Source organism: Verrucomicrobiota bacterium (assembly GCA_027622555.1).
GTDB lineage: Bacteria > Verrucomicrobiota > Verrucomicrobiia > Opitutales > UBA2995 > UBA2995.
Window position 1 is genome coordinate 1 of record JAQBYJ010000095.1, and the last position, 20,514, is coordinate 20,514.

Annotated in this window: 18 protein-coding genes; 10 read left to right on the forward strand and 8 right to left on the reverse strand. The window is 47.6% G+C overall.

Features of this window, described 5'->3' with window-relative positions; all coding sequences use genetic code 11:
• Positions 1–273 precede the first annotated feature (273 nt).
• From O3C43_19395 to O3C43_19420, 6 genes are all read right to left on the reverse strand, one after another.
• Positions 274–2,295, reverse strand: coding sequence for an arylsulfatase (locus tag O3C43_19395; GenBank protein ID MDA1068656.1), 2,022 nt, complete (start codon positions 2,293–2,295; stop codon positions 274–276).
• A gap of 27 nt (positions 2,296–2,322) precedes the next feature.
• The gene (locus O3C43_19400) at positions 2,323–3,753 is read right to left on the reverse strand and encodes an SLC13 family permease (protein ID MDA1068657.1); all 1,431 of its coding nucleotides are present in this window, start codon (positions 3,751–3,753) and stop codon (positions 2,323–2,325) included.
• A 115-nt stretch (positions 3,754–3,868) separates the two neighbouring features.
• Positions 3,869–4,204, reverse strand: a complete 336-nt coding sequence (locus O3C43_19405) for a DUF4976 domain-containing protein (GenBank protein ID MDA1068658.1) — start codon at positions 4,202–4,204, stop codon at positions 3,869–3,871.
• A 2-nt stretch (positions 4,205–4,206) separates the two neighbouring features.
• Positions 4,207–5,316 carry a sulfatase-like hydrolase/transferase gene (locus O3C43_19410; protein ID MDA1068659.1) on the reverse strand — a complete coding sequence of 370 codons (1,110 nt, stop codon included), beginning with the start codon at positions 5,314–5,316 and terminating at the stop codon, positions 4,207–4,209.
• 107 nt (positions 5,317–5,423) lie between these two features.
• Positions 5,424–6,794, reverse strand: coding sequence for a sulfatase (locus O3C43_19415; protein ID MDA1068660.1), 1,371 nt, complete (start codon positions 6,792–6,794; stop codon positions 5,424–5,426).
• Between the two features lie 190 nt (positions 6,795–6,984).
• Positions 6,985–8,517: a PQQ-binding-like beta-propeller repeat protein gene (locus O3C43_19420; protein ID MDA1068661.1), complete on the reverse strand. Its 1,533-nt coding sequence runs from the start codon at positions 8,515–8,517 to the stop codon at positions 6,985–6,987.
• Between the two features lie 688 nt (positions 8,518–9,205).
• On the opposite strand from O3C43_19420, the gene O3C43_19425 reads away from it, so the two are divergent.
• From O3C43_19425 to O3C43_19445, 5 genes are all read left to right on the forward strand, one after another.
• Positions 9,206–10,291, forward strand: a complete 1,086-nt coding sequence (locus O3C43_19425; GenBank protein MDA1068662.1) for a CehA/McbA family metallohydrolase — start codon at positions 9,206–9,208, stop codon at positions 10,289–10,291.
• Between the two features lie 502 nt (positions 10,292–10,793).
• Positions 10,794–10,952: a hypothetical protein gene (locus O3C43_19430; GenBank protein MDA1068663.1), complete on the forward strand. Its 159-nt coding sequence runs from the start codon at positions 10,794–10,796 to the stop codon at positions 10,950–10,952.
• A gap of 210 nt (positions 10,953–11,162) precedes the next feature.
• Positions 11,163–11,717: a hypothetical protein gene (locus O3C43_19435; GenBank protein ID MDA1068664.1), complete on the forward strand. Its 555-nt coding sequence runs from the start codon at positions 11,163–11,165 to the stop codon at positions 11,715–11,717.
• Positions 11,714–11,905 carry a PEP-CTERM sorting domain-containing protein gene (locus O3C43_19440; protein ID MDA1068665.1) on the forward strand — a complete coding sequence of 64 codons (192 nt, stop codon included), beginning with the start codon at positions 11,714–11,716 and terminating at the stop codon, positions 11,903–11,905. The genes O3C43_19435 and O3C43_19440 overlap by 4 nt, the downstream gene beginning before the upstream one ends.
• A gap of 119 nt (positions 11,906–12,024) precedes the next feature.
• Positions 12,025–12,741, forward strand: coding sequence for a DUF6090 family protein (locus tag O3C43_19445; GenBank protein MDA1068666.1), 717 nt, complete (start codon positions 12,025–12,027; stop codon positions 12,739–12,741).
• On the opposite strand, the gene O3C43_19450 is transcribed toward O3C43_19445, so the two are convergent.
• On the reverse strand, positions 12,701–13,153 hold the full coding sequence (locus O3C43_19450) for an MBL fold metallo-hydrolase (GenBank protein ID MDA1068667.1): 453 nt from the start codon (positions 13,151–13,153) through the stop codon (positions 12,701–12,703). The genes O3C43_19445 and O3C43_19450 overlap by 41 nt on opposite strands.
• A 113-nt stretch (positions 13,154–13,266) precedes the next feature.
• Here O3C43_19450 and O3C43_19455 point away from each other — a divergent pair, with 113 nt between their 5' ends.
• The 3 genes from O3C43_19455 (at position 13,267) to O3C43_19465 (ending at position 17,326) form a co-directional block, all read left to right on the forward strand.
• Positions 13,267–13,893: a redoxin domain-containing protein gene (locus tag O3C43_19455; GenBank protein ID MDA1068668.1), complete on the forward strand. Its 627-nt coding sequence runs from the start codon at positions 13,267–13,269 to the stop codon at positions 13,891–13,893.
• Between the two features lie 2 nt (positions 13,894–13,895).
• Positions 13,896–15,362, forward strand: coding sequence for a hypothetical protein (locus O3C43_19460; GenBank protein ID MDA1068669.1), 1,467 nt, complete (start codon positions 13,896–13,898; stop codon positions 15,360–15,362).
• A gap of 233 nt (positions 15,363–15,595) precedes the next feature.
• A complete protein-coding gene (locus tag O3C43_19465) occupies positions 15,596–17,326 on the forward strand; it encodes a solute:sodium symporter family transporter (protein MDA1068670.1) in 1,731 nt (576 codons plus the stop codon).
• Between the two features lie 205 nt (positions 17,327–17,531).
• Here O3C43_19465 and O3C43_19470 read toward each other — a convergent pair whose 3' ends face one another.
• Complete coding sequence (locus O3C43_19470) at positions 17,532–18,467, reverse strand: PEP-CTERM sorting domain-containing protein (GenBank protein MDA1068671.1); 936 nt, start codon at positions 18,465–18,467, stop codon at positions 17,532–17,534.
• 205 nt (positions 18,468–18,672) lie between these two features.
• Here O3C43_19470 and O3C43_19475 point away from each other — a divergent pair, with 205 nt between their 5' ends.
• Together O3C43_19475 and O3C43_19480 are read left to right on the forward strand one after the other, a co-directional pair.
• Positions 18,673–19,980 (forward strand): MFS transporter, encoded by a 1,308-nt coding sequence (locus tag O3C43_19475; protein MDA1068672.1) that lies wholly within the window; start codon positions 18,673–18,675, stop codon positions 19,978–19,980.
• A 58-nt stretch (positions 19,981–20,038) separates the two neighbouring features.
• A complete protein-coding gene (locus O3C43_19480) occupies positions 20,039–20,410 on the forward strand; it encodes a hypothetical protein (GenBank protein MDA1068673.1) in 372 nt (123 codons plus the stop codon).
• The last annotated feature ends 104 nt before the right edge of the window (positions 20,411–20,514 follow it).

Below are 20,514 nucleotides of genomic sequence, written 5' to 3' on the forward strand. Positions count from 1 at the left end.
TTCTCAGGCTCTTCTTCACCTACAGCCCATAGTTTTACTTGAAAGCGGCTGTGCCCATTGGACAGGGTTTCCACGCGGTGTTTCATAAGATGTAAGTACCACAGGTGGTGATATAAAGGTAACGATTCCGGACCTTGAGGACGATGTCTATTTCCTCCGAATATTTACCGATGAAGACTTTCAGTAGACCCTAGTTATCTGAGAAAATAGGAAGAGTGAATTTGATAAGAGTTCACTCTTCTTCTTTTTCGCTTTTACCTAAGTCGCTGAAAATTATTTTACCGCCCGAACCGAAAGAGCCTCCAATCTCCATTGGCCGGATGCTTCAACCCCGAAATGCGGACTACTGTCCAGGCGTAATATTTCTCCAGCCTTTAGGAAACCAATGTCGCTAAGTACACCACTTTGATCTTTATCGTCTAGGTCAGCGTCGACGCAGTAAATGGCAAGCGGTGCATGGTTACCCACGGTATAGAAACCACCACATACCCCTTCACCCGCAACGATGGCAGCTGAGTCCACAATAACATTTTTATCAAAACGAATCAAAATGGCTTCTCCAGAATTTACCTGCATTGAATCGTTAGGACGCTGAATACTGAGAGTGATACCGTTGATGGTTTCCGTTTCTGAGAAATGCCCATCCTCCCAATCGAATACAATCTGCCCGGAATCCGCAAATTCGGTGTAGCGGTGTCCACCGGCGTTTCGATGATGTAGGGCCAGGGAGGTAAGATGATTTTTCAATGGCCCCAGTTTCGAATCGTTAATCAGGTTCGTGGTCTCCCATTGATCTTCCGCAAGGTTATACAATTCGTAAGGTTTGGCTTTCCCTGCTCGAAGCAATTGCGGGTCGAAAAAAAGTTTCCACTGTCCTTGGTAAAGATGACCGTTTACCGTTGGCGAATCCAGGCGCATGGCCAATACAGCCGGATCTTCTTTGGCTTCCTTGTGGTCATTGAAAAACAAAGGCGACCTTCCACTCAGGTCCGCTCCCTTGAAAGCTGAGAGAATACTGTAGCTGTCCTCAGCACCCTTTTCACCTGCCCCCAATTCCGGCAATTTCGCTCCAACAATCTCGGCAAACGTGGCATACAGATCCTGCAAGCTAATAGGAGCAGGATTGGTGGTAACACCGACCCCGCCTTCAGGCCAGCTGACAATAAAGGGCACCCGATGGCCGCCTTCGTAAACGGATCCTTTATGACTCCGAAAAGGACCGGTTGCTATATCACTATCCTTCTCTGCTCCATTGTCGCTGGTAAATATGAGGATGGTCGTTTCGAATAGCTTCTTTCCCGGATTCCGAGGATCATCATGCTCCTGCAACCAGTCAATCAGCCGTCCGAGAGCCACATCGTTTTCATAAATATAGTTATGACGTTTATCCATGGATTCACCGGACACCGTTCTTGCCGCCCCGGCGACCGGTACTCCACCAATGGAATCATCGGGTGTATACGGTCCGTGGTTCGAATTGGAGGGATAATAGAGAAAGAACGGTTTGTTCTGAGTGTCCTCCTTGCCTATGTGGTTGTCCAAAAAATCGACGGCGTTGTCTGAGTGACGACTCCCCAGCTTCTCCCAGATGTAGGCATCAGGACCTTCTACTTCCGTTTCCCTGCCAACTCCCGTGGCTGCAATGGCAACTCGCCCATCGATGTGACCTGGCCCGCGGAATTGGATCGGCTTTCCGTCAGTCAGATTGGGACCTGAAGTTCCATGCGAGCGAGAAGTAAATTTGGCTATATCAAATCCATGATCTATGGGCGATGTGTGCAAAGGCTGGGTAAGATCCGCATCGTCCCAACCAGCGGCCGGTCGGCCATCCGCTTGACGATAACGAAGACCGACATGCCATTTGCCGAACATCGCCGTTGTGTAGCCATGGTCCCGTAGCATCGAGGCGATAGTCGGTCGATCCGCTTCGATCATCGGATCACCCTGCGATCCAAAAAGAACCCAGTGCTTCAGTCGATTGCGCCAGGGGTAGCGTCCAGTCAGTAAACCATAGCGTGTAGGAGAACAGCGGGACGAGGGAGTATGTGCATCCGTAAACCGCATACCTAAGTCCGCGAGCCTTTCCATCTGAGGCGTCCGGACCTGGACGCTGTCTGCATTTCCAGTGAAATCCTGATAAGCGCTGGTATCCCCCATTCCCATATCATCCGCCATCATGAGGATGATGTTCGGTTTCACCCCGGCTGCTTTAGAAAGGTTATTGGATTCAACCTCTTTAGAACACCCCGTAAGAACAATTAATCCTAAGACGAAACACAAAAAAAGAGATTTCATTTATTAAGGAGTTGAATCTTGGGACTGCTAGACCAATGGCAACACGGACGATGCAATCATACAAATAATCAGCCCTACTGTTGCCATGATGGTAGCCATAAATGAAAAATTGATTATAGTCTCACCTTCGGTCATTCCGCTCATTTTACTGATGACCCAAAATCCACTGTCATTCATCCATGGAAAGGGTTTGGAGCCAAAACCAATTACCATCGCCAAATAAATAGGATGAAATCCCAAGGTACCGCTTGCGGCTAACGGGGCCAGTATTCCGACTGAGGTTATCATAGCTACGGTTGCAGAACCTTGAACGGTGCGAATCAAGGCAGTTAAAATAAAAGCCATGGGAAGTAACCCCATAGAGGTCGCATCGGAAAACTGTTCGACCACACCGCGAATACCGGACTGCTGAAGCATCCCACCAAAGGAACCACCAGCACAGGTGATCATCAATACGATACCACCACTGGCTAAGGCAGACTGCATGGCGGTCTTTACTGCGTTTCCTTGATTTTTCTTAGCCCTATAAAGGGTGAATATTCCAAGACAGGCAGCGATGGTTAATGCTACATTCTTGTCTCCAAGCCACTGAACCGTTGAATTCAACCACGAGGGCAATTCCATGCCGATAGCACCGGCCATAGTTGTCAGAATCGTTTTACCCGAAAGGAGAAGAAGCGGTAATAAAATAGGGCTCACTGAAATCCAAAACGACGGAAGGTCTTCATCTTTCAGGTTATCCCAGCTTTGCGCGTTTGAGTCGGAACCATCTTCCATATCGCGAAAAGGAATAGGTTTTACCTTGTTAATCCAATAAGCGTAGACCATTCCGCATGAAGCAGCAATGCCTCCAACGACGATTCCTCCCATCATCATAACACCTATTTCAATATTGAGCATTTCTGCTACGAAGAGCGGCCCCGGAGTGGGTGGTATTTGCGAATGAGCGATCGAACCACCGGCGATGATCGCTAAAACATAAAGACCATAGTTTTTCTTGGTGGAGGCCGCCAATGCTTTGGCGAGGGGAATTAATAAATAAAATACAGTATCAAAAAATACGGGAATCCCTAAAACGAAACCACTGACTCCCATAGCCGCCGGAGCGTTTTTCTCACCTAACATTCGTAGAATGGTTCGCACGATTCGCATTGCGGCTCCACTATCCAGTAAACATTTACCAATGATGGAGGCCATGCAAATGACGATGCCTATCTTGCCGCAGGTTACACCAAACGAGATTGCCACTCTTTCCCCGAATGCCGAGTTGGCCAGCTTCGCGGCGGCCGCAGCCGACTCGCCTTCCCCGATCCAGTAAGCTGTTAGCATGTCCGTTGAAGTAAACGCTGCCACAGCCATCGCGGCCAGAATCAGGGTAAAAAACGCGTGTAGTTTGAACAAAAGAATGCCAGCAAAAACAATGACGATTCCGAGAAGAAGAACGAAGATAGGGTCCATAAGCGACAGGTTCTAGGTGAGCAATATCCCTATGTCATGCAAATAATGGTGCGCCTGTCTTCCAAATGACAAAAAAGCAGGACTTAGTCGCCGAATTTCCTAACGTTTAAAAACTTCAGTCCTTCTTTTCAGGTATGGGCGCAACATTAACGTCCGGCAACCACTGCGCTAGATAGACCTTAATTTCTGAATACTCAGGGTAAGCCTCCAGGTTCTCATACTCTCTCGGATCTTTTGTGTGGTCATACAATTCCTCAGAACCATCTTCGTATCGAATATACCGCCAGTTTTCCGACCTGACGGCGTGATTTTTATATTTGTGCGTCATTAACACTGCATCGCCGGTCTTGGTCTTCGGATTTTTCAAAAGAGGCACCAGGCTTTTTCCTTCCAAATGACCAGGATCAGGGAGTCCGCAAATTTCTACCAGGGTTGGATATAGATCTAACAAACTTACAGGTTGATTGGAACGGCTCCCCAACTGCCACAAATCTGAACTACGATTATTTCCGCTTCGCCGATCCGTAAAGATGAGTGGCACGTGCGTTGCTTCCTCCCAGAGGGCAAATTTCTCCCAATGATTTTTGCTCCCAAAGTGATACCCATGATCGGACCATAGTACCACAATGGTGTATTTGCCATGGGCCCGTTTTCCAGGGCAGAAATGAGGCGTCCCACCATAGCATCGGCAAAAGTCATCGAGGCAAGGTAGGCCTGAACAATTTTCTTTCTCTGATTATTTTCCATGATCCAGGCGTGCCACTCCTTTCGAATCATCTTTTGGCCTGCTTCCGGAATATCATCCAAATCATCCGCTGGTTCTTGAATGAGTTGGATCTCATCTAAGGGGTGTTGATCAAAATAGGATTGAGGGACCCACCAGGGCCAATGGGGTCGATAAACGCCTACGGCGAGAAAAAGAGGTTTGGCGTGCTCTTTGGATAATTCTTCTTCGGCCCAACTGACAACTTGTCCGTCGGCCATTTCATTATCGGAAATATCCAGGGGTGACCAATCGATTCTGCCTCTGTAAAAATCGTTATTGGAATTTACGGGCCATACGTCGGGTGTAATTTCTTTGGGCAACTGCTGCTCTTTTGAGGGATAGAAAGTATCCCAGGGATCTGGGTCGAGATGACCCGTTAACGACTCTTCAAAAATGGTATGAGCATGATAGAGTTTACCGCCGCCTTTTGTTGTGTAGCCGGCCGCCCAAAAACTATCAGGAAGGGTTACAACGTCCTTGGTATATTCCATCACCCGCCAGTCATCGCCGTTGGCATAAACTCCAGTGCTCGAAGGCCGGAGTCCGGTCATAATACTTGTGCGCGAAGGATTGCAACCTGGGGACGCACAGTGCGCATTGGCAAACACAACACCTTCTTTTGCCAATTTGTCCAAATGTGGAGTCTTTACTCCCGGGTAGGCTTTTAAAAAACCGACCCAATCATTCATGTCGTCGACAGCGATAAACAACACGTTGGGTCGCGCTTCTGCAAGTAATACACTAGGAAGTAGGCATAGACTAAAAGTAAACAGAAAAACCGGACGAATAATTTTCAAAATGAAGGAAGTTGGATGGAAATGTGACTGGTCATAAAAATGCTTGGACTCTCAAAAGAGCATTTATGGATTTGAGGAAAATTTACTTTCATCATAGAAAATTTGGTCTATTGAGCATTAGACCCTGATCTTCTTGGCATGCGTTCGTAAGCTTTCATTTCTGTTCCGATTCCATCGTCACCTTGTTCATCCATCCATGCATGCAATTTTCCCTTCAAATCCTTTATAACATTTGCATGGGCAGAATCACCGGCAATGTTGTTCATCTCCAAAGGATCAGACTTCACATCGAATAGCTCAACCGCAGGCCTGTAGTAGTAGGCATTGACCAATTTCTTGGCTGTCGCGTCACCGGCATTCGCCTTATCGACCATCGACTTAAAATCACTCGACTCGGTACAGGCATTGGTGAATTTGGTTTCGTGGTTCAGATTCAGGATCAGCTTGTACTGGTCATTGCGAATGGAGCGTATGGCAAACGCATCGGAGCCCTTATTGATTCCACGTGTTGTCATCAGCCCATACACCTGATCTTTATGGTGATTGGTTTCCCCTTTCAAAACCGGGAGAAAACTGAGGCCATCCAAATTGTTAATCGGAGCTCCTCCCGCTGCATCGATGAAGGTCGGCGTTACGTCCACATATTCGACCATCGCATCGCTTACCGTATTCGGTTTTACCACACCGGGCCAACGAACGACCATAGCGGATTGTAACCCACTGTCATAGCAGGTCCACTTGGCGAAAGGAAACGAGTTGCCTTGTTCCGAGACCACCATCACCAACGTGTTTTCGCTCAAGCCATGTTTATCGAGCATTCCCAGAATCTCTCCTACCTGCCCATCGAAGTAAGTGATTTCTGCCAGATACTTGCTGAAGCTGTCACGGACCTTGGAGGTATCGACCATGTAAGGCGGAAGCTCGACCTTATCCGGCGGATATACAGACGCATCCCCCTTGTCCCAGGGTGAATGCGGTTCATTCGAACAGGCAAATAGACAGAACGGTTCTTTGCTCTTGCTCGCTTCACTAAAGAGTTTGTCGATCCCTTTCATGTTCGGGTTGTTCTGAACTGCTTTGATAGACTCAAAAGGAAAAACGCTGTCGGGTCCGATATGCGTTTTCCCCGACTGGGCTACTTGGTAGCCTAAAGGTTGCAGATAATGAACCACGCTTTGGACGTAACCATACGCATTGGTATGGTTGGGATAGGCCCCACTCTTCACCGGGTATAAACCGGTATAAATAGTGTGCCGCGTCGGCGAACACATGGGAGCGGTCTGAAAGCAGTTTTCAAAGCGCATTCCTTCCGTGGCCAAGCGATCGATATTTGGCGTCAGCGCCTGACCTCCGTAGCAGCCGATTTCTCTAAACGTGCAATCATCGGCGATAATGAACACCAGGTTCGGTTTATCAGCAGAAAAGGCCGAGGTGGCCAAACTGACGGTAAGCAATAAAACGGTGGTTATGATTTTCATAAAATTTAATCTCTATATAAAAGTGTCTAAAAATTTAGGCATTTGCTAATCGGCAGCAAGCTACCTCCTACACTTAGATTCGCGATTCGAGATGTAGGAGGTAGCTTGCTGCCGAAAGGAATATCAAAGATACCCGCCTTGTCTTTGCCAGGAGAGTAAGAAGATTGGTTAGAACAGAACATTTACTTTTTCATTCTCCGATGCAAATGAGTTCACGAATCGTATGGGCAAAGATTCTTCCATTGGCAAACGACAAACTTGCCCGTGTCCAGGAGCGACCAATCGGACCCAGGTCGTTCACCGCGACGAGGGCGTCCTCATTCAATTGATCCACATTCCAACGGAGAACATACACCGTCCCGCTCATCACAGGAATATACAGGTAATCATCCGTCACCGATGGACTGGGCGCGGCGATATGACCCCAGCCATTCCCTTCCGATCGCTGGTCACCATTCACCACAAACCCGCGGGAATTTTTTATATCGTTCAGGGCAAAGGCCTGAAGACGCAGCTCTGTATCCTGCTTTGACTTCGGCGGAACATACCAGAGAAGTCGTTCCTTCTCTCCTTTCTCCCGCGACACTTGCAACGGAAATTCGAGGTACTCGACTGATCCCGTATCCACATTTACCCGCCCCAGGTAGGGCGAGGTATAACTTCTGAAATAATGATACTTACCCACTAACAAATTGGATCCCTGCGTTATCATCCGCCCCTTCTTTTCAACGAGCGTTTCTTTAGTGGATGTCCAACCATCTTCACTCCGACGGCGAGTCGGAATGGCATCGATGATAGATACCTCATTTACGATTTCTCCATTGAGCGCGTTCACTGTCAGGTGCAGTCCCTTGTGGAAAATATGAACCAAATCGCCACGAATAATATTCGACTGCGTGGCCATAAATCCTTCCAGCGGTAGCGTCCAGATGGTGGAGCCCTCTTTGAGATCTACCAGCGAAACCCCTTCCGGTTTTTCCGGTGGCGAATGCCCTCCCCCACGACCCACCAGAGCAACATCTCTTCCATCGCTCAGTTTCTGCGGAAGAATCGCACACCCCATGTTCACGCCACAGCTTGACACCCACCGGTCCTCCCCGGTTGCCATATCCAGTGCCTGAAGCTGCGTCCACTTCTCCAGTGGAGCATCCACATGTTCATGCGTAAAATGCCCAACTTCATCCGGTGCATAAATCTGCCGGGTAAATACAAGCTTGCCATTACTTAAAAAAGGGATGTTTCGGCTCGCCGTAAAAATTACCCTCTTCCACTGCACGTATCCATCCAGATCAAAACAGGCGATCGTCCCCGATCCATTGATAAATACCACGCGCTTCCCATCACACACGGCCGAGGGCGAACTACTGTCGCTGAAAGGGCCCGACATCTTGAGGGGATAGCGCCCGGGAATGTCCCGCTGCCAAAGTACTTCTCCGGTTTTCTCATCGCAACACCACGCAACAATACCGCTGGCAACAGCGGAATCCTGCTGAACAGCCTGAAACGTCGTAAAGAAAACCCGACCGTTCGAGATGACCGGCGTGCTTTGTCCCGTCTCGGGCAAGGTAAGTTTCCAGGCGATGGACCGGTCTTCCGCCACGCTCCATTTCAGCGGATATTTACCCGACGTGCTAAAATCACCTGTAGCACCCGGACCCTGCGGCCAATCCGCAAAAGCAGCGTTAAGAACGAGAAGAAAACTCAGGATAAGAAGACATTTCATAAGCTTAGGGCAGGTGGAACTGGATTGCGAATCTGAGCATCAGAGACCATAAGTCCCTGTGGGTAAATCCTGTTGTTGAAAAACATTTAAGAACAGAAAAGAACGAAGGAGATCATTGTTGAAAACCTATGCAACTAAAGGCGGCATACCTGGATGACCGAATTCGTACCTCCAACTCTCTGAATGTAGCGGTCTGAATAAGGAGTTGTAGGAGGGGGTTTATCCCCCGATTATTCGAAGCTCTACCAAGCAATCGGGGGATAAACCCCCTCCTACAATTTCATCAACATCAATGCAGTCAATTGCTCCAATCTAAAACTAGTTTCAGAATCACACTCGCGAGTGACCTGCCACACCTTTCATATTGCATAAGGCCCATATCCACGACTGATCACCCACACCGTCCCTGCCTTGTTATCCACTCACGTCATTATTGAAGTGAAGCAGAATCCCAGTGACCATAACGACGATTGAAAATTCCCCTCGCCTAACGTCCCACCTCCTTCGTCCCGAATCCATAATCAGCCTTGAGTCTCTTCCCTTTTTTCATACTTAATAAAAGAGCTCTCCATCTCTTCTCAATAAACCCAAACTTCAAAATAACAACAAAACCTGTTAAAGGATCCAACTCCTATTCATATTGGAGAGAATCAGAAAACTAAGCATTTACCAATAATCAAAACCGCCTATGAAGATTTTTAAACTACCAACCGTTTTCGGTATATTTATCTTAACCTCCGTTTGCTTTGCCTCGTCCGAATGGTATCGCGGCAACACCCATGCCCATACAATACTATGCGGACACGCGGACTCTACGCCCGAAGCAGTAACAAAGTGGTACCACGATCGCGGGTACAATTTTTTAATCCTGAGTGAGCACAACAAGTTCATCGATCCGAAAACCGTAAAAATGCCTGCAAACAGGCGGATGGATTTCATTTTAATTCCCGGTGAAGAAGTGACAGGTGAGCTTAGTATCCATACAACAGCTATGAATATTAACCGTCTCGTCGATTGGCACGATGAAGGCGTAAAGGAACCAGCACAGATTATTGAGAATCATATCCACCGCATTGGGGAAGCTGGGGGTCACACCATACTCAATCATCCACATGGAGGAACCAACATCACCGGACATGACATCCTACCGGCCAAGAACCTGCACATGCTCGAGCTCTACAATGCCAGCACCAAGGGGAATAATCTTCATAAACGAAAAGGCATGGGATATCCCATTACGGCTGAAGGCATTTGGGATGAGCTACTTACGGGAGGATTGTTTGTCTACGGAGTTGGATCTGACGATGCTCATATTTTGCAGGAGATCAGTCCCGAAAAACCCAACCCCGGTCTGGGTTGGGTCATGGTTCAGTCAGATGAGTTGACGCCGGATGCAATTACTCACGCGATGTTCGATGGCCATTTTTATGCAAGCTCCGGTGTTCATTTGAGTGTTTGTGACAAGACCGCGAAGAGTTATTCATTAGCGGTGAACAACGAGAGTACGCAGCAGGAAATCGCCGCCTTACCACCCTGGAGCGGATTGCCGGTCGAAAATGGAGTTGAAGGCTATCGCATTGAATTTATAGGACCAAAAGGAGAGGTCCTTAAATCGGTCCACGGCAAGGAAGCAACTTTCGCGATTCCAAAATCTGTGGCCTACGTTCGCGCCCGGGTCACCTTTACACAAAAAGATGAACGACTCGGCTTCGAAGAATACTATGCTTGGGGACAACCGGTATTTGCAAGACAGGAAGGCGGAGGAGGAATTTGATTTGTATGTCATACGCTTGAAGGAGGATGTGAAAAGGGGGATTGAATATTTTCAAGGACTGGAGGAAATGAATAAAAGCTCAGGAATAAGAAAATACTCCGTGGTAGAATTTTTAGGATAATCAGAATTCACCAATGAGGAATTTGCTGCATTTGAATCAGCACTCAGTGGGTAGGCCAACTATTCAGAGCCAATGACAGAGATTGGATTGCTAGGAGAGTTGCTAGAAGGTCGCACAACCATTCTCAGGAGAGATGAAAGCCTGTACGAGGAAGTTCTAGAGAAAATTGCTCTGACAAAAAGACAGCTAAGGGCCCGTCACAAAATAACTTCACACCTTTAAAGGACGCAAGGCCCTAACTAAGCGGTAAAAGTTGCTTGATAAGTTCAAGTTATTTTGTGACGGCTCCTAAGCGCTATCAGACATATCCATGAGGCCAACAATCTAAGAGGTGTTAATCTCGACACCTACGTTTCTAAAATCAGCAGAGTAGATCCAGACATGCCTTTACGTTATGACTTGGAACAATTACGCACGCCACCCGAATTTCTCCGCTTGGCACAAACCTTAGCGGCTCAGACAATAAACGTCGGTAGCATCAAGGGTAGAATTGCGAAGAACCTGGAAGAGCTAGTGGTCGTTTTGGAGGAGTATGAATAGTGGCAATACGGCTGAGGGTTATCCCGCTTCGGCCATGCGCGATGCAGGGCAGCTTGGTTATCGAATCGGTTTTAGATGTTTCTGTTAACCATTTCCCTTCATGCATCTGAATCTTTCACCTCATTTTTGAAGCTTGCCCTCAGGCCTGGGCGATGTTACCACTTTTTTCCGCTTACCCAAGTTTTCATCCCTTCCAACTCAACTTTTATAATGAATAGGTTCTTTTGTTTTGCTACAACCATCCTAGGCTTGTCTGTCCCGGTATATGGACAACTTACCCCTGGAGACATAAGCTTGATTGGATTTTCTACGGATGAACAAGAATTCGCTTTTGTCACTTTGACCGACATCGCAGCTGGTCAGTCAATCAACTTTACGGATGCCGCGTGGGATGGTGCGGCATTTGATAATACTTACGCGTCTGGTGGAACAATGACCTGGACCAACGGAGGCAGTCTTTTGAGTACTGGCTCTGTTGTTCATATCGGCCCAGGCGTGATAAGTGGCGCCGGAAGCCTTAGTGGTTTCCCTGAGTTTACCAGTGGAAATAAAGTAAATGAAGTACTGTTCGCCTATACCGGAAGCGCAGGAAGTCCCAACATCATACTAGGATCCATTTTCGGGCGAGATCCCAGTATTCTGACAAGCGGTAGCGTGAGTGCAGCGGGAGAGACTTACGTTCCAGCTACCTTAGTGAAGGAACTAGCTTTCAGAATCTGTCCAGCGATGACAACGGTGCATACGCAGGAACCACCTTCTTTATGAATCCTACCATGGCTTTGAATGCCTTCGGAGACATCTCCAATTGGGGGACTAGCAACGGTGCCTGGCCACTGAATGTTAATATTCAAATAAATTACGCCATTCCGGAGCCATCCACCTATGCTCTGATCTTGGGAGGAATTGGGCTCGGTTTTGTCGTGTTGAAGCGCAGGAAGCGAAAAGAGTTTTAGAAATACCACAGATGGAATCGACGCTCCTTAACCGGTAACCGACCGTGAAGGAAGACTCTATTCTTCGGAACTGTGCTCCCTCCAGCGAGAACAAGTGATCGTTGTTAAATAATGAACTCATGAAACAATCCCCGTTCAGAAGCATACGTATGAAGCTTTTTAAAGAAGGTAAACTCCTCCGCTACCTTGGTTATGCCGTGGGGGAGATTCTGTTGATCATCATAGGGATCATGCTGGCGCTTCAGCTGAACAACTGGAATGAGGACCGGAAGGCGCAGGTGGAGTTTGAGTTGTATATCGAGCAATTAAAAGTAGATGTTCGAAAGGCGATTGGGAATGCACAAATGGCCAAAGAAAACGTCGATAAATTTATGGGAAATCAAGAATACATTTTTGAATTCCTCATGCTTTCGGAATACAGCTCAGAAGAGTTGGCTGACTTTGAAGCCGGACTTTTTAGGTTAGGGAGTACCTACGAGCCACAAATCTATGTGGGATTACTTGGGGATTTGATGAATGGAAATACGGCCATCATCAGCCGCGATCGAGATTTGGTTCAAAAGGCACGAGAAACGGAAAGTTCAGTGGAAGGATCTCTCAATGCCATCCAACGAAATAGTGAGCGAATTGCCCTGAATACTGCCAATCTACCCCCATTCTTGGGCCCGGGACTCTCAGATAGAAGTAGACGGCCAAATTATAGTTTGGAGCAATTGCGGTCTTCGGAAGAATTCAAGAACAACGCCGATGCCATCATAAAAAGCATGAGCGCCACCATCTTGTTCACTCAATTGATTATCGATCGACTTGAAACGTTTCTCCACGTTCCACCATAAGCCAATCCTTCGGAGTCATGCCTACCTGGCAGCCGGTCCAGCGCTGAAGCTCAGCCGCACCACCCATATGATCAAAATGACCGTGTGTGCAGAGCACTGCTTTGATATCGGCCGGATCGAATCCAAGTTTACGCATGCCGTTGAGCAGGTGCTCTACATGCTCACCGTAGAGCGAATCAATAAGAATGAGCCCGTCGCTGGTTTCCAATACATAGGCCGACACCCACTCCATTCCCACGAAACTCAGGTTGTCGAAAATGCGGAAGGGCTCAACGTATTGAACAGTCGAGTCTTCCCTCGGATCGAGTCCGTGCTCATCAGCATGGGATTTGGCGTTAGCCGCTGGAAACTGGAAAACTATACCAGCGAAAAGGGAAACGGTGAGGCAGTTTAGGAATTTTCTAAGTTTCATAGTGAGAATAGGTAGTCATCATAATTGTGGCCGCAGATGAAATAATCAACTCCGTAACCCAACTAAACATTTGCTCGTTTCAATAAAACGAGCTTAGTAAGTATCCGTTTGAAATGAAAATCCCGAAGAAATCCTGCTTTTATTGGCTAACGTTCATTTTGCTTATCGCTGGAGGGAGTCAATTTCTCCGAGGAGACGAAACATCACCTCCTGAAACGATTGAAGATACAAGCGTTTCCATTATCGATATCAAAGGAACGGAACACACTCCGTTTAAATTCCAAAAGGCAAAAGCCGCCGTGCTTTTATTCGTGACGCAGGACTGTCCGATTTCGAATGCTTATTCACCCGAGTTGGCGCGATTGTATAAAGACTTTGAATCAAAAGGATTCGACCTGATGCTCGTCTACGTGGATCCAGATGTAACCAAAGATGAGATTCAGAAACACGTTAAGGAATATGGGTTATCGGACTTCACAGCTGTATGGGATAAATCCCATGATCTTGTTCGGGCGACTGGCGCAACTGTCACTCCCGAAGCTGTTGTGGTTCTTCCCGATGGTGTAATTTCCTATCGTGGTCGAATCGACAATATGTACCCAACATTAGGGCAACGTCGCCGAGTGATCACCGAGAAAGATCTTAGGAACGTATTAGGTTCTATAATCGAAAACAAAACAATCCCAGTGGCTAGAACCAATGCCGTTGGTTGTTATATCCCCAATCTAGCATTTGATTAATCATGAAAACCAAAATCCAATTAGCGCTTGTTTCCATTTTGATTCTTGGAGTTTCGCTCCAAGGAAAAGAAGTTTCCCTAATGCAGCAAATCACATTCACCGATCACATTGCGCCGATTGTGTTCAATAATTGCACCTCCTGCCACAGGCCAAATGAAGCAGCGCCATTTTCGTTAATGGATTACAGGGATGTCCAAAAACGCGGAGAGCTCATTTTGGATGCTATTGAGGATCGTTTTATGCCGCCGTGGCATGCCCATTCCAGAGACTATGAGTTTCAGGATCATCGGAGTCTAAGCGAAAAAGAAATTGCCCTAATGCGTGACTGGGTGGAAAGCGGTATGGCGGAAGGAGATCCGTCCAAACTGCCTGCACTTCCGAAATTCACTGAAGGCTGGCAACTCGGGGAACCGGATCTGGTAGTGAGGATGGAGGAAGGTTATACGCTCTATGCGGAAGGGCCGGACATTTATCGCAATTTTGCAATCCCTCTCAATCTGGAAGAAGATAAATGGATCCAGGCCATAGAATTCAGACCCGGAAAACGTTCGGTGGTACACCATTCGCTTTTCAGTTATGATACGAGCGGTCAGGCACGTGAACAGGATGTGGCAGATCCAATTCCTGGATACAGAAGTATGGGAGGAGAAGCTCAGCGTGGAGAGAGTTCTCTTGGAGGCTGGGCAGTTGGAGGTATTCCAAAAAAATTACCCGAAGGACTGGCTTTTTATCTCCCTAAGGGCGCTGACCTGATTCTATCCACGCATTTTCATCCGTCCGGGAAAGAAGAAACGGAAGTATCAACGGTCGGATTATATTTTTCGAATGAACCTCCTAAAGAAAGATTTACAGCCATTCAGCTTCCTCCGGTTTTCGGCGCGTTGGCGGGAGTCAACATACCCGCCGGAGAAAGCAATTATACGAAAACGGATTCGTTTGTTCTTCCTGTAGACGTAAAGGCATTTGGCGTCAGTTCCCATGCCCATTATTTAGGTAAGCGTATGAAAATGACCGCCACCCTGCCCAATGGTGAAATGAAAGAACTTCTTTCGATAACGGATTGGGATTTTTCCTGGCAGGAACAATATCGTTACAAGGACTTTGTTTATCTTCCTGCGGGAACGAGGCTGGATGGAGAAGTTGTTTGGGACAATTCAGAGGATAACCCAAACAATCCCAATAACCCTCCAATAGGCGTTAGGTGGGGGCGAGAGTCTGCAGATGAAATGGGAAGTGTGTCACTACAGATGGTTGCAGCAAATAAGAATGAATTCGGAAAACTCAATCAGGCGATTAGAACCCACACGGCCGAGTCCGGGAGGAATAAGGGCCGCGGAGCGTTGGCAGGAAGAGGTGGAAATAATCGAGAAGGATTTTTAAAACGAATGATCGAGCGGTTCGATGAAGATGGCGATGGAGTTCTGAGTCCTTCAGAACGCGAGGCTGCGCAATCGGCATTTGAAAGATAACCTTGATGGTTTTACCAAGAAACCAAGTAAGTCCTACATCGCGACTTTTTGAATCGTAGCTATGTCTCGGTAGGTTCTAACTGCTGATTCCCAGACGGCTCGCTCGCCGATCGAGCCCTACCCAAAATAATCATTCCACTCTTTTCGACGCTTTTCAAAATCGCTACTCCATTCTTAAAAAGCGTTTCTTTGTTCTCGGCTTTTTGAGGCAGGTAAGATCAATTACCAGCTGTATGGAAGGAAATGATTTAGTTATAACTATACTCAGCTGCGCATTCTTCATGGCATTGGTTGCATGGATATCCTATTTGAAAACACGCGGAGAAGTGAGCACGAAAGACGGCTACTTCCTTGCTGGAAGAGGACTGGGTGCAATATTTATCGCGGGTTCGATGCTGTTAACAAATCTCTCGGCGGAACAGTTGATAGGACTTAACGGCTCAGCCTACGGTTATAATATGAGCAGTATGGGTTGGGAAGTTACGGCGGCAGTCGCTACTATTGCTATGGCGGTTATTTTCCTGCCGCGTTATCTGGCCGGAGCATTCAGCACTCTCCCTCAATTCCTCAACGATCGATTCGATGGAAGCGTCCGGCGGATGTCGGTGATTTTGTTTATGGTGGGCTATGGACTGGTTACGATACCGTCAGTTCTCTACGCGGGTTCAGTTGCAGTATTGAGGCTATTCGATGTTCCCGAGCTGTTTAATATCGGATACGTCCCGGCTTTGATCCTGACCATTGTCAGCATAGGAAGCATCGGCGCCATTTATGCCGTGTTTGGAGGACTAAAGGCTGTCGCAGTTTCGGATACATTGAATGGCGTCGGTCTCTTGATCATCGGTATCGCCGTACCCATTCTGGGACTATCTGCGCTAGGCCACGGCAGTATAGCTGAAGGACTTTCCATAATTACCACGAATGAAACGTACAAACTGGACGCTATTGGCAGTGCTACAGATCCAACTCCATTTGGCACACTGTTTACCGGGATGATTTTTGCCAATCTGTTTTACTGGTGCACCAATCAATATGTGATTCAAAGAACCTTGGGAGCAAAGAACCTGGCAGAAGGACAAAAGGGCGTCCTGTTCTCCGGTTTTTTCAAAATTCTGGTGCCCTTCATGATGATGATTCCCGGAGTCATCGCGTTCCATCTCTATGGCCCCGGCTTGGCAACAATCGATCTGGCCTATCCGCAGTTGATTCGCGATGTGCTACCCGTGTATGCCACCGGATTTTTCCTGGCAGTTTTGCTGGGTGCGGTCTTCAGCTCTTTTAATTCTCTCCTGAATAGCGCTGCGACGCTTTTCTGCCTCGACGTATATGCGCCGATGAAAAAGGAAGAAGTAAGTGATGAGCAGATGCTGCGTGTAGCTAAAATTGCCAGTGTGGTCATTGCACTGTTTTCGTTCATTGTTGCCCCACTCCTGTATTTCTCACCTGACGGTCTGTGGCAGATCATTCGCATATTCACCGGTTTCTATAACATCCCGGTTGTGGCGGTGGTTCTGGTCGGTCTGTTTACAAAGCGAGTTCCAGCGCTGGGAGCAAAAATCGCCATTATTTTCCATGTGGTCGCCTATGGCTTAATGAAGTTTGTACTAGACGAATTGCTGCCCATTCACTTTCTCCATCTCTACGCAGTGCTGTTCTTAATTGAAGTTGGCATCATGCTTGCAACCGGTTATCTCCGCCCACAGGCCGTAGCTTGGACTTACGAAATGAAGAACCTGGTGGACATGACTCCATGGCGCTTCCTTATCCCTTGTTCAGCCACTTTATTCTCCGGCGTAGTGGCCACGTATCTTTTGTTTTCCAAAGTGGGTTTAGTCGATGGCACCACTTCCCTTTTCTGGGTGCTGATCATCCTGCTGATTGTGATCAACGGTGGATTGTGGTTCTGGTTCAGTAGGCACAAGAGCCCAGCCGGAATGATTGTAGGTTCTTCGTCTAAAGAATAAATAATCCCCGGGGCAAGCCCTCGACCTTGCGGTCGCCAGCCGCTTCGCAGCTGCGGGGTATTTGAGATTTGAAATTGGAAATTTTGGTACGCCGCAACCGGCGGGATATTAGACCCGTGCCGAATAAATGCATAGCTACGATGGGCTAATCGAATTGCTGTAATAATTTGGTGTATCTGTTTCAGATTCCTATAGGACTTCAGATCTATCGCGATAAAGCGACTGGCTGGAACTTCTTCAATACGCGGGCCGATTCAGCTGCTGAAAGTTCGTCGAAGGCGACCTGTTGAAGGGCAGCAGCCTGTGTTTTGGATACGCCCAACTCGAACGCGCACCGTTCGCCTTCTCCGAGTGACCTTGGGTCAAGTCCGGTGAGTTCTCCGAAAACCACCAATGCGGACAGGTAGTATCCATAGGTTCCTCCATGGTAATGATCATGAGTCCAAAGGTCGACCTGACCAAAAGCAATGCCATCATAGGGATTAGGATCGGCAACTCCGGTTGCCATGGCTCGGTTCCACGCTTCACCTACAGGAATCACTCCGCCAATAAACGGCGAACTGTCTGCGGCGAGATTGTAAGCTGCCCTTACATCTTTCGCCATAACGTCGATTGTTTTGCCATGCCAATGACCTTTCTCAGGATAGGTTTGATCGGCACGTGACCAGGTAGCCTCCAAACGAATATTCACCTTGGAGTTCTGTTTATGAAGTAGCTCCGCCATTTGTTTGGCCGACGAGACCAAGACAGCTGGATCGCCCGGCTTATTCCGATCGAGAGTGCTGAAACCATGCATAACCACCTGATCCCAAGACTTGGCCAAGACGTCTGATTTCTCGGCCAAATGACGATCAATTCCAGACCCGCCAATCAATTCGTGATACACATCAAAATCCAGTCCGGCCTGAACCGTAAAAGCTTTGAACAGCGCCGGAACACCTCCCTTACCACTATCGTTGAGATCAGTCACCGATTTCGTTCGGTAATACTGAACGGCCGATCCGCCTCCATAGGTAAAACTGTTACCTATAAACAAAACCTTCTGGTCTTTTGAGTCACGATGCTCCGCAGCTTCAGAGGCAGTTGAAAGTACAGTTATTGCGATTGCGAGAAGACCTGGAATTTTGAACAGCGAAGTCATTTTCATTCCTGAAAATTGAATCCTGAGTAGGCTAACCGCAATCCTTTCATGGGGCCTGGTCTCCTTTTCTTTGAGAGAGTAATCCAGCACCGATGGATACGGAGCTTATCAAACAGAGGGCAAAACCAGAGAACCACGGTTCCAATCATTTCCTGTTAGTTATGGCTGGCGCTGAAGAATCACCTTACTTAAAAACCTTCCCAACATGTCTTCTCCCGAATCTAATATTACTACCCTCATCGACCAACAGAAAATGACGGCAATACAATATGCCACCATTCTCATTTGCTTTTTGATGAATATGCTGGATGGCATGGACGTGCTGGTAATCGCATTCACCGCTGCTTCCATCAGTGAAGAATGGGGAGTGAGCCCACAAGCTCTGGGTGTCGTTTTCAGCGCGGCTCTGATCGGGATGACCATGGGTGCGCTGTTCATTGCACCTCAGGCGGACAGGATTGGCCGAAAGGCCATTATTTTGGGGTGCGCTGTTCTTATGGGCGTTAGCGTTTTTGCCACCTCCTTCGCAGAAACGGTCAATCAACTCATGCTCTTGCGGTTCATTAGTGGCCTGGGAATAGGCAGTATGTTGGCAAGTGTTTCGACACTGGCATCAGAATATGCTCCCAATAAAAGCAAAGACTTTTGGGTTAGCCTGGTAATGGGTGGTTATCCTGTTGGAGCTGTTTTTGCAGGCCTGATTGCGGCTGAGATTATTCCAGCGATGGGCTGGCGAGGAATGTTTCAGTTCGCCGGTATCGCCACTCTGGTGACAATCCCGCTCGTTCTGTTTTTCCTGTCCGAATCCCTGGAATACCTGGTTAAAAAAAGGCCTCGGAATGCCTTGAAAAAAATCAACCGGATTCTCGAAAGAATGCAGATTCCTGCATTCAACACATTGCCTCACATCAAGGAAACAGCAAAAGCAGGTTCTGTTTCCAGTTTGTTAAAGGGAGAACTAAAAGCCCAAACACTCTTACTTTGGTTGGCCTTCTTTATGGCCTTTGCCACTCTGTATTTTCTCCTGAGCTGGATTCCAAAGCTGACCACTGCAGCTGGTATGCCGGAGCGCTTGGGTATATATTCAGGAACCGTTTTTAATTTAGGTTCGTTTGTAGGAATTGTCGCTTTGGGAGGGATGGCCGTTAAAATTGGTTTGCGAAAAACTATTCTTATTTTTCTAGGAAGCGCTGCGGTCCTGATGATGGTATTTGGAAACTTCTCAGGCTCCGCAATGGTGTTGGTAATGTTTGGTGTAATTGGCTTCGCGATGCAGGGTGGTTTTGTGGGATTGTATCCAGTAGCTGCTCGACTGTATCCAGCGGAAATAAGGACTACGGGTGTAGGCTGGGCCATCGGAGCCGGTCGGTTGGGTGCAATCCTTGGGCCCATTGTTGCCGGTCAACTGGTTGGCGCAGGTTTTACTATCGCAACGAACTTTATTATATTTGCGATCCCCTGCATCATCGCAGGAATGGCAGCTATGGCCATCAAATCCAATAACGTAAGTTAAGCAGATGAAGCATATCAACTGTGAGAATCCTGAAGTAGGCATGTAGCATATTAGAGTAATGAGAGCACACCGTTTATTTGTAATACTGCTCGTCTTGGGCACCACGGTTATTGGGTCTCTTATGATAACACGTGGGTACCGCGAAACGTGGATGCTTTGGCAATTTAGTCCCATGCCGCTTTCATTCTCTGATTTGCGGGTGATCACGGCAGGAGCAGAATCCCGGCGTGAAGGCCTCGACCCGATGGTCGACAACGCGAAGGATCCATGGAAACGGCAATTGAATTATCCGCGAGTCTGGCAACAGATAGTCCATCTCGGAATTAGCCAGAATCACACGGTGCCCATTGCACTGGTAATGATCGGTTCCTTTTTTGCCTCGATGTTACTTTGGCCGAAAAATCTGACTATTGGCGGAACGCTAGTGTAGTGCGTCTTAAATAATATAACATATTGGTTGACTTCCCCATCGTCACTGATTTAGGCTTTGGTCCATGAGAATCGCTCCTGTTGTTAAGCTTACTTCCGACCAAA